Origin of the sequence: Citrobacter sp. Ce006, assembly GCF_030336535.1 — a bacterium.
Lineage (GTDB): Bacteria > Pseudomonadota > Gammaproteobacteria > Enterobacterales > Enterobacteriaceae > Citrobacter > Citrobacter europaeus.
Genome location: NZ_JAOWDO010000062.1, coordinates 17,374 through 27,142 on the forward strand (window position 1 = coordinate 17,374; position 9,769 = coordinate 27,142).

Annotated in this window: 13 protein-coding genes; 7 read left to right on the forward strand and 6 right to left on the reverse strand. The window is 50.4% G+C overall.

Annotated elements, in window-relative coordinates:
* Nucleotides 1-28: 28 nt before the first annotated feature.
* On the forward strand, nucleotides 29-247 hold the full coding sequence (gene arfA, locus OGV94_RS06605) for an alternative ribosome-rescue factor ArfA (RefSeq protein ID WP_043018538.1): 219 nt from the start codon (nucleotides 29-31) through the stop codon (nucleotides 245-247).
* Here the strand turns inward: arfA and mscL are convergent.
* The 5 genes from mscL to def all read right to left on the reverse strand — a co-directional run bounded on the left by mscL (nucleotide 244) and on the right by def (nucleotide 5,009).
* Nucleotides 244-657 (reverse strand): large-conductance mechanosensitive channel protein MscL, encoded by a 414-nt coding sequence (mscL, locus tag OGV94_RS06610; RefSeq protein ID WP_043018537.1) that lies wholly within the window; start codon nucleotides 655-657, stop codon nucleotides 244-246. The genes arfA and mscL overlap by 4 nt on opposite strands.
* A 141-nt stretch (nucleotides 658-798) precedes the next feature.
* Nucleotides 799-2,175 (reverse strand): Trk system potassium transporter TrkA, encoded by a 1,377-nt coding sequence (gene trkA, locus OGV94_RS06615; protein WP_003031153.1) that lies wholly within the window; start codon nucleotides 2,173-2,175, stop codon nucleotides 799-801.
* 21 nt (nucleotides 2,176-2,196) lie between these two features.
* The gene (rsmB, locus tag OGV94_RS06620; RefSeq protein ID WP_286522902.1) at nucleotides 2,197-3,486 is read right to left on the reverse strand and encodes a 16S rRNA (cytosine(967)-C(5))-methyltransferase RsmB; all 1,290 of its coding nucleotides are present in this window, start codon (nucleotides 3,484-3,486) and stop codon (nucleotides 2,197-2,199) included.
* Nucleotides 3,487-3,537: 51 nt separating this feature from the next.
* Nucleotides 3,538-4,485: a methionyl-tRNA formyltransferase gene (gene fmt, locus OGV94_RS06625; protein ID WP_286522904.1), complete on the reverse strand. Its 948-nt coding sequence runs from the start codon at nucleotides 4,483-4,485 to the stop codon at nucleotides 3,538-3,540.
* A 14-nt stretch (nucleotides 4,486-4,499) separates the two neighbouring features.
* Entirely contained in the window at nucleotides 4,500-5,009 is a 510-nt protein-coding gene (gene def / locus OGV94_RS06630; RefSeq protein WP_003031159.1) for a peptide deformylase, read from the reverse strand.
* 129 nt (nucleotides 5,010-5,138) lie between these two features.
* Here def and dprA point away from each other — a divergent pair, with 129 nt between their 5' ends.
* Genes dprA through OGV94_RS06660 form a run of 6 tightly spaced genes read left to right on the forward strand, consistent with a single transcriptional unit; the run spans nucleotide 5,139 to nucleotide 8,931 of the window.
* Nucleotides 5,139-6,263, forward strand: coding sequence for a DNA-protecting protein DprA (gene dprA / locus OGV94_RS06635; RefSeq protein WP_043018534.1), 1,125 nt, complete (start codon nucleotides 5,139-5,141; stop codon nucleotides 6,261-6,263).
* Nucleotides 6,235-6,708, forward strand: coding sequence for a DUF494 family protein Smg (smg, locus tag OGV94_RS06640; RefSeq protein WP_003031162.1), 474 nt, complete (start codon nucleotides 6,235-6,237; stop codon nucleotides 6,706-6,708). The genes dprA and smg overlap by 29 nt, the downstream gene beginning before the upstream one ends.
* A gap of 26 nt (nucleotides 6,709-6,734) precedes the next feature.
* Nucleotides 6,735-7,277, forward strand: a complete 543-nt coding sequence (locus OGV94_RS06645) for a DNA topoisomerase family protein (RefSeq protein ID WP_072033907.1) — start codon at nucleotides 6,735-6,737, stop codon at nucleotides 7,275-7,277.
* 4 nt (nucleotides 7,278-7,281) lie between these two features.
* Nucleotides 7,282-7,854 (forward strand): L-threonylcarbamoyladenylate synthase type 1 TsaC, encoded by a 573-nt coding sequence (gene tsaC / locus OGV94_RS06650; protein WP_080626025.1) that lies wholly within the window; start codon nucleotides 7,282-7,284, stop codon nucleotides 7,852-7,854.
* 1 nt (nucleotide 7,855) lies between these two features.
* A complete protein-coding gene (aroE, locus tag OGV94_RS06655) occupies nucleotides 7,856-8,677 on the forward strand; it encodes a shikimate dehydrogenase (RefSeq protein WP_043018531.1) in 822 nt (273 codons plus the stop codon).
* The gene (locus OGV94_RS06660) at nucleotides 8,674-8,931 is read left to right on the forward strand and encodes a DUF1488 family protein (protein ID WP_043018530.1); all 258 of its coding nucleotides are present in this window, start codon (nucleotides 8,674-8,676) and stop codon (nucleotides 8,929-8,931) included. Before aroE ends, OGV94_RS06660 begins: the two co-directional genes overlap by 4 nt.
* Here OGV94_RS06660 and OGV94_RS06665 read toward each other — a convergent pair.
* Nucleotides 8,907-9,461: a gamma carbonic anhydrase family protein gene (locus OGV94_RS06665; protein WP_043018529.1), complete on the reverse strand. Its 555-nt coding sequence runs from the start codon at nucleotides 9,459-9,461 to the stop codon at nucleotides 8,907-8,909. The two genes, OGV94_RS06660 and OGV94_RS06665, sit on opposite strands and share 25 nt — an antisense overlap.
* Nucleotides 9,462-9,769 lie beyond the last annotated feature (308 nt).

Sequence of the window (9,769 nt, forward strand, 5' to 3'; positions counted from 1 at the left end):
GCGTAAATTACTACAAACTGGAGATATTATGAGTCGTTATCAGCACACCAAAGGGCAGATAAAGGACAACGCTATTGAGGCGCTTTTGCACGATCCACTTTTCAGACAGCGCGTCGAGAAAAATAAGAAAGGGAAAGGAAGTTATCTACGTAAAGGTAAACATGGCAATCGGGGTAACTGGGAGGCCAGTGGCAAGAAAGTCATTCACTTTTTTACCACTGGCCTTCTTGCTTCACTGAGTGCTTAAGAGCGGTTATTCTGTTCTTTCAACAGGTCACGAATTTCACTCAGCAATACTTCTTCTTTCGATGGAGCTGGCGGTGCTGCCGGCTCTTCCGCTTTTTTACGGTTCAGTTTGTTGATCAGTTTGATTGCCATAAAGATAGCAAACGCAACGATAATGAAATCGAAGACGTTCTGAATAAATACACCGTAATGCATGACGACAGCCGGGATATCTCCCTGCGCATCACGTAACGTTACAGCAAACTGTTTAAAATCAATTCCACCAATTAACAGCCCCAGCGGCGGCATAATGATATCGGCAACCAGTGATGAAACAATCTTACCGAATGCCGCACCAATGATGACACCCACTGCCAAATCGACAACATTCCCGCGCATCGCGAATTCGCGAAACTCTTTAATAATGCTCATTTTATTCTCCCTATGCAGCTGACGTTTATAAGTTTAACAAATGTTTAGGCAATTTCCATTTATGTATTGCCTAAAGGAAAATTTATTAGACCATGAAAAATAAAGGGAAATAAAAAGGACGCTGTATTAGCGCCCAAATTATTACAGGAAGAAAGGACTTGGCTGGAATAATCGCTCGACGTCGGTAATAAACTTTTTATCTGTCAGGAACATAATTACGTGATCGCCCTGCTCAATGCGCAGGTTATCATTGGCAATCATCACATCGTTACCACGCACAACGGCGCCAATGATGGTTCCTGGTGGAAGTTTAATTTCATCAATTGAACGCCCCACAACCCGCGACGTCGTTTCATCACCGTGTGCGACGGCTTCAATGGCTTCCGCGACGCCGCGGCGTAGTGAAGACACACCGACAATATCAGCTTTACGCACGTGACTGAGCAGCGCGGAGATGGTCGCCTGCTGCGGTGATATCGCAATATCGATCACACTGCCCTGCACCAGATCGACGTATGCTCTGCGTTGGATCAACACCATTACTTTCTTGGCGCCCATCCGTTTGGCAAGCATCGCCGACATGATATTCGCTTCATCATCGTTGGTCACCGCGATGAACAGATCAACCTGATCGATATGTTCTTCTGCCAGCAGCTCTTGATCCGAGGCATCACCAAAAAAGACGATCGTATTTTGCAGTTTCTCCGCAAGCTCCGATGCGCGTTGTTGATTACGTTCGATCAGTTTGACGCTGTAATCTTTTTCCAGACGACGTGCCAGACCAGCGCCGATATTACCGCCACCCACTAACATAATGCGTTTGTACGGTTTTTCCAGACGCTGTAATTCGCTCATTACGGCGCGAATATGCTGCGATGCTGCGATAAAGAAGACTTCATCACCCGCTTCAACAATGGTAGAACCTTGCGGGCGGATCGGTCGGTCATGACGGAAAATCGCCGCCACGCGGGTGTCAATGTGCGGCATATGCTCACGCATTGTCGACAGTGCGTTACCAATCAGCGGCCCACCGTAATAGGCTTTCACCACAGCAAGGCTGACTTTACCCTCGGCAAAATTTACTACCTGCAATGCACCCGGATATTCAATCAGCCGATAAATGCTATCGATAACCAGTTGCTCAGGCGCAATCAGGTGATCGATAGGTACCGCATCGGATTGAAACAGCTTGTCGGCATCACGAACGTAATCCGGTGAACGAATTCGGGCGATGCGATTAGGCGTATTAAACAGTGAATAAGCTACCTGGCAGGCAACCATATTTGTTTCATCTGAGCTGGTTACGGCAACCAGCATATCGGCATCATCGGCCCCAGCTTCACGCAAAACGCGGGGATGCGAACCATGCCCTTGCACGACGCGGAGATCAAACTTGTCCTGCAAGCTACGCAGGCGCTCACCATTGGTATCGACTACCGTGATATCGTTGTTCTCTCCGACCAGGTTTTCAGCCAGCGTACCGCCAACTTGACCTGCGCCCAGAATGATAATTTTCATCAGTCGCGACCCGTTATCTCATCACTTTTTGATTAGCTTAGCGTAAAAGAAGCCATCGCCATCTTCCGCACCCGGTAAATTCTGACGCCCGGGTTTTTCCGGTATACCGGTTTCGCTTAATACCGCATCTGGCGTGCGTGCCAGGAAGGCGGCAATTTGCTGCTGATTTTCTTCTGGCAGGATAGAGCACGTTGCATAAACCAGCGTGCCGCCAGGTTTAAGGTGTGACCAGGTTGCATTCAGGATTTCAGCCTGTAATTGGGCAAGTTCGGCAATATCCCGGTCGCGGCGCAGCCATTTGATATCCGGATGGCGACGTATCACCCCGGTGGCAGAACATGGAGCGTCCAGCAAAATACGGTCAAACTGTTGTTCACCGCACCACTGCTGTGGATAGCGGCCATCACCCTGTTTTACGGTTGCCTTCATGCCCAGGCGTTTCAGATTGTCGTAAACGCGTGACAGGCGTTTTTCATCGACATCGACGGCCATGACGTTAGCTTGCGGAGCAACTTCCAGAATGTGAGTGGTTTTCCCTCCCGGCGCGCAGCACAGGTCGAGGATCTGTTCACCGTTCTCTGGCAACAGATAAGTTACACATCCTTGAGCGGAAGCGTCCTGGACGGTTACCCAGCCTTCACTAAAACCAGGGAGAGCGTGTACAGGGGCCGGCGTTTCCAGACGTACTGCATCCGGGTAGTCCGGATGCGGGAACCCGGTTAATCCCGCTTCGGTAAGCAGGTCCAGCCAGGCATCGCGCGTATGGTGAATACGATTGACACGAAGCCACATCGGCGGTCGCTGGTTATTGGCTTCAAGAATGGCTTCCCATTGCTGCGGATACGCGCTCTTAATACGTTTCACCAGCCAGGATGGGTGTAAAAAACGTAATTCGCTTTGCGCGAACTCGGCCAACAGTTCATCCTGACGGCGTTGAAACTGGCGCAACACGCCGTTGATCAGCCCTTTGAGCTGCGGACGCTTTATGACAACTGCGCCTTCTACGGTCTCAGCCAGCGCAGCGTGCGGTGGAATACGGGTATGCAGCAGCTGGTAGAAGCCCACCATGATCAGATAGTGAACGGTGCGCTGTTTGCCCGTCATTGGACGTTCCATCAACTGCTGGATCATCCACTCCAGTTGGGAGAGTGTGCGCAATACGCCGAAGCAAAGCTCCTGCAGCAGCGCTTTGTCTTTATCGGCAACTTTTTGCTGCATGGCAGGCAGCACGTTGCTTAATGATTGCCCTTTTTCGACAACCTGTTCGACGGCCTGGGCCGCCATACTGCGTAAATTAAGATGTTTTTTCATAAGCGCAAAAATAAAAATGCCCGGAGATACCGGGCTTAAAGAGATGAACCGTCAGATCAGACGGTTACCGGGTATAAACCATTCCCGGCGCGAATTAAGCAGATCCTGCGCGCTCATGGCTTTTTTACCGGCAGGCTGCAAAGAGACGAGATTCAGGATGCCGTCGCCTGTTGCGACCTGAATACCCTGCTTTGTCGCCTCAAGAATAGTGCCTGGCGCGGCCTGGGTGTTTGCTGTAATAACCGAAGCTTGCCAGACTTTCACTGGCTGACCGTCGATTTCAAGCCAGCTCATGGGCCATGGGTTAAAGGCGCGGACGCAACGTTCCAACTGAGCAGCCGAAAGTGACCAGTCGATGCGGGCCTCTTCTTTGCTGAGTTTTTCTGCATGCGTAACCAGTGATTCATCTTGTGCCACTGGTTTTATCGTGCCGGCAGCCAGCTGTTTTAGCGTTTCAATCAGCCCCTGAGGCCCCAAATCTGCCAGCTTGTCGTATAGCGAGCCGCTGGTATCCTCTGCCGTAATCGGGCAGGACAGCTTAAGCAGCATATCACCGGTGTCGAGGCCAACATCCATCTGCATGATAGTCACACCGGTTTCGGCATCGCCAGCCCACAGTGAGCGCTGGATCGGTGCCGCGCCACGCCAGCGTGGCAGCAGTGAACCGTGAACGTTAATACAACCCAGACGCGGCATTTCCAGTACGGCTTTTGGTAGAATCAGGCCATATGCCACCACTACCATCACGTCTGCGCGTAAATCAGCAACCAACTGCTGGTTTTCCTGAGGGCGAAGAGAGACAGGTTGGAAAACCGGTATCCCTTTTTCTTCTGCCAGTACTTTTACCGGGCTGGGCATTAGTTTTTTACCGCGTCCCGCTGGGCGGTCCGGTTGGGTAAACACGCCAACGACGTTATGTCCAGAAGACAACAGCGCGTCGAGATGACGCGCTGCAAAGTCAGGTGTACCCGCAAAAATAATACGTAGTGAGTCTGACACGTTGATTCTTGTCCTTAAGCTCGGGCGTTCAGGCGGTCGAGTTTTTCAACTTTCTGACGAATGCGTTGTTGCTTCAACGGAGACAGATAATCGATAAACAGTTTACCGACCAGGTGATCCATTTCATGTTGAATGCAGATAGCCAGCAGGCCATCGGCTTCCAGTTCAAAAGATTTGCCGTTGCGATCGAGCGCACGAATTTTTACTTTCTCTGCGCGTGGTACTAACGCACGCTGTTCAGGAATTGACAGGCAGCCTTCTTCAATGCCGGTTTCGCCGTCTTTCTCCAGCAGCTCTGGGTTAATAAGTACCAACTGCTCGTCGCGATTTTCAGAGACATCAATAACAATGATGCGCTGATGAATATCGACCTGTGTTGCTGCCAGACCGATACCTTCTTCGGCGTACATCGTTTCGAACATATCATCAACGATACGCTGAATTTCTGCATTCACTTCTTCGACCGGTTTTGCGACTTTGCGAAGGCGCTCGTCCGGAATATGTAACACTTGCAAAACTGACATAGTTATCCAGAGTTGTGTTCAGGAGTTGAAAAGATTATTACCTCTATTCTAGACAAAACCCCCTCTGATTGACAGCATCAGTGACCAATCGCAAAGATTGCCAGGACTGCTTGTGGCAGGGGAACAGGGATGACCCAAATCGAAATTTGGCTACGTTTAGCGCAAGTGAATGAACTGTATGGTGATGAGATGGTGCGCATTGCCCACTGGCTTAATACTCAACCGTGCATTAACAATGCGGTACTCCTGCAGGCAGGATTCTCTCCCCGTCAGGCCCGACGGTTTTTAACTTTTTCACAGCAGACGCTGGAAAAAACGCTGCGCTGGCTTGAGCAGCCAAACCACCATTTTGTGGTTGCCGACAGCGATCATTACCCGCCATTGCTCCGTGCGATTGAGGATTATCCTGGGGTGCTTTTTGTCGTAGGAAACCCCGCATGCCTCCGCTCGTTCCAGGTGGCCGTTGTCGGCAGCAGACAGCACTCCTGGTATGGCGAACGCTGGGGACGGTTGTTTTGTGAAAAGCTTGCAGCATGCGGCGTGACGATCACCAGCGGTCTGGCCCGGGGGATTGATGGCGTGGCGCACAATGCTGCGATAAACCGTCAGGGCACGAGTATAGCAGTGCTGGGTAACGGGCTTGAGACCATTCACCCACGACAGCATGTCCGTCTGGCTGAACGGCTGATTGATGCTGGAGGCGCACTGGTGTCTGAGTTCCCATTAGATACGCTACCTTTACCGCGCAATTTTCCCCGACGAAATCGCATTATTAGTGGTCTAAGTAAAGGTGTCCTGGTTGTTGAAGCTGCCCAGCGTAGCGGGTCACTGGTCACTGCGCGCTGCGCGCTGGAACAAGGACGGGAGGTTTTTGCTTTGCCTGGACCGATAGGGAGTCCGGGAAGCGAAGGCCCACATTGGCTTATTCAGCAGGGAGCCATGCTTGTGACCGCACCAGAGGAAATTCTGGAAAATTTGCAATATGGGCTGCATTGGCTGCCAGATGAACCTGAAAAATCAATTTATTCGCCAGATCACGAAGAGGTGGCATTGCCATTTCCGGAGCTCCTGGCTAACGTAGGAGATGAGGTAACACCTGTTGACGTCGTCGCTGAACGTGCCGGCCAACCTGTGCCAGAGGTAGTGGCTCAACTGCTCGAACTGGAGTTAGCAGGATGGATCGCAGCTGTACCCGGCGGCTATGTCCGATTGAGGAGGGCATGCCATGTTCGACGTACTAATGTATTTGTTTGAGACATATATCCATAACGAAGCTGAGCTGCGTGTGGATCAGGACAAACTGGAACGGGATCTTACCGACGCTGGTTTTGATCGTGAAGACATTTACAACGCGTTACTTTGGCTGGAAAAGCTAGCTGATTATCAGGATGGTCTTGCTGAACCTATGCAGCTGGCATCTGACCCTCTTTCTATACGTATTTATACTGCAGAAGAGTGCGATCGACTGGATGCAAGCTGTAGAGGGTTCCTGCTATTCCTGGAGCAGATTCAGGTGCTAAACCTCGAAACGCGAGAAATGGTTATTGAGCGTGTACTCGCGCTGGATACGGCAGAGTTCGATCTGGAAGACCTGAAGTGGGTGATCCTGATGGTGCTATTCAACATTCCAGGTTGTGAAAATGCCTATCAGCAAATGGAAGAATTACTCTTTGAAGTGAATGAAGGTATGCTGCATTAATCAATCTTCATTCAGTATGAGTTGTTATGGCTAAATCAGCACTGTTCACGGTGCGTAAAAACGAGCCCTGCCCACAATGCGGGGCTGAACTGGTTATTCGTTCCGGGAAACACGGTCCGTTTCTCGGTTGTTCACACTATCCAGAATGCGATTACATCCGTCCGCTAAAATCTTCAGCGGACGGACATATTGTCAAAGTTCTGGAGGGTAAGCTTTGCCCTGCATGTGGCGCTGAACTGGTTCTGAGACAGGGAAGATTCGGTATGTTCATTGGATGCAGTGATTATCCGACGTGTGAACACACTGAACTTATCGACAAGCCTGATGAAACAGCAATTGTCTGTCCTCAATGCCAGACTGGCCACCTTGTCCAGCGGCGTTCCCGTTATGGCAAAACCTTTTACTCCTGCGATCGCTATCCGGAGTGCCAGTTTGTCATTAACTTCAAACCGTTAGCCGGAGAGTGTCCTGAGTGCCATTATCCGCTACTCATAGAAAAGAAAACCGCGCAGGGTGTGAAACATTTCTGTGCCAGTAAACAATGTGGAAAGCCGATCCCGGCGGAATAAAAAAGTGAATAATAACCTGCCCACAGGCCCTATCGCTGCGGCGATAGTGGTTCTGAAACAAGAAAAAGTCATCGCCTATCCAACAGAAGCTGTATTTGGCGTCGGCTGCGATCCCGACAGCGAAACGGCTGTTACCCGTCTGTTGGAGCTAAAACAACGCCCGGTCGATAAAGGCTTAATTTTGATTGCGGCAAACTTTGACCAGCTTAAGCCTTACATTGACGATAGCACGCTTACTGATGCCCAACGTGAGGCGGTGTTCGCCCGCTGGCCTGGTCCTGTCACCTTCGTATTCCCGGCGCCTGCGACAACGCCCCGTTGGTTGACCGGTCGTTTTGATTCGCTGGCCGTGCGTGTCACCGATCACCCGCTGGTGGTTGCATTGTGCCAGGCTTATGGCAAACCGTTAGTCTCCACCAGTGCTAATTTGAGTGGCTTACCGCCTTGCAGAACGGTAGAGGAAGTCCGCGCGCAGTTTGGTACAGACTTTCCCGTAGTTGAAGGGGAGACCGGAGGGCGTTTGAATCCTTCGGAGATCCGTGATGCTCTGACGGGTGAACAGTTTCGACAGGGGTAATATGAAAGAAGCCTATGCTGTTTTTGGTAATCCGATAGCGCACAGTAAATCGCCCTTTATTCATCAGCAATTTGCAGAGCAGTTGAAGATTGATCATTCCTATGGACGTGTACTGGCGCCCATCAATGATTTTGTGAATACGCTGAACGCTTTTTTTGCTGAGGGCGGGAAGGGGGCAAATGTCACCGTACCTTTTAAAGAAGAGGCGTTTGCACGTGCCGATGAACTAACGGAGCGGGCATCTCTTGCTGGAGCGGTTAATACCCTTAAACGATTAGAGGATGGGCGTTTATTGGGAGACAACACGGATGGCATTGGCTTATTAAGCGATCTTGAACGTTTATCTTTCATTCGTCCTGGAGCGCGAGTTCTACTGATCGGGGCTGGTGGCGCATCCCGTGGGGTTTTATTACCTCTTCTTTCTATGGATTGCGCGGTGACTATCGTTAACCGTACAGCTTCGCGCGCTGAAGAACTGGCTCAACTCTTCTCTCATACCGGCAGCGTGCAGGCAGTGGGTATGGACGAGCTTGATAATTACAGTTTTGATTTGATCATTAACGCGACGTCTAGCGGAATTAGCGGTGAGGTACCCGCTATTCCGACATCACTTATCCACTCCTCTGTCTATTGTTATGACATGTTTTATCAGCAGGGGAATACACCGTTCCTTTCCTGGTGTGCTGAGCATGGGGCGAAACAGTATGCCGATGGCTTGGGGATGCTGGTGGGTCAGGCCGCGCACGCCGTTTTACTCTGGCATGGGGTTTTGCCGCAGATTGAACCCGTCATTAAAAGCATGCAACAGGAATTGTCGGCATGAATCAGGCGATCCAGTTTCCCGATCGAGAAGAATGGCGCACGGATGTCAGCGCCGTGGTTTTTCCGGCGATGGTTCATGGTATGCAGCTAACATGTGCTATTTCAGGAGAAAGGTTGGCGTCCCGCTTTGGTGGCAGCACGCCTGAACAGTGGCTGGAAACTTTTCAACAGTATCGCTGGGACCTGGAGGAAGAGGCCGAAGCATTGATCCAGGATCAGCAGGAAGATTCTCAGGGTTGGGTTTGGTTACTCTGACTTAAATACTCATCTTTCCATTTAACATAGTTGTTAGCTGAGTATTTTAAGCCTGCTTTCTCTTCATCGCTTAATGGGCGGATTTGTTTTACCGGGCTTCCCAGGTACAGATATCCACTCTCCAGGCGTTTGTTTTGCGGAACCAGACTTCCAGCCCCAATCATAACGTCGTCTTCTACCACTACGCCGTCCAATACAATCGATCCCATACCGACCAATACGCGGTTGCCAATGATGCAGCCGTGTAGCATGACTTTATGACCGACCGTCACATCCTCACCCACGATCAATGGATTACCCTGCGGATTCGATGTGGATTGATGCGTGACATGTAAAACGCTGCCATCCTGAATGTTCGTACGGGCGCCGATTTGTACATAATTCACGTCGCCACGAATCGCAACCAATGGCCAAATCCCAACATCATCAGCCAAACGAGTATCACCAATGACGACGCTGCTGGGGTCGATCATCACGCGTTTTCCGATCTGTGGGAAAAGATCCTTATAAGGACGTAATACATCAGACATGTTTACCTCAACGAAAATAGAGCGGTAATGAAGACTTTGGTTGGATTATTGAGACTGTGCAAGTGATTTAGCTATCAAAAATCAGCCAAATTGCGCAGGAATGTAGCGAAAGGGGTGAAAAACAAGCATTCAGCAAAAAAGATCCAAAAAACACTTGTGCTAAAAAATGGGATCCCTATAATGCGCCTCCATCGACACGGCAGATGTGAATCACTTCACGCAAACAGCCGGTTCGGTTGAAGAGAAAAACCTGAAAATGAGGGTTGACTCTGAAAGAGGAAAGCGTAATATACGCCACCTCGCGACAG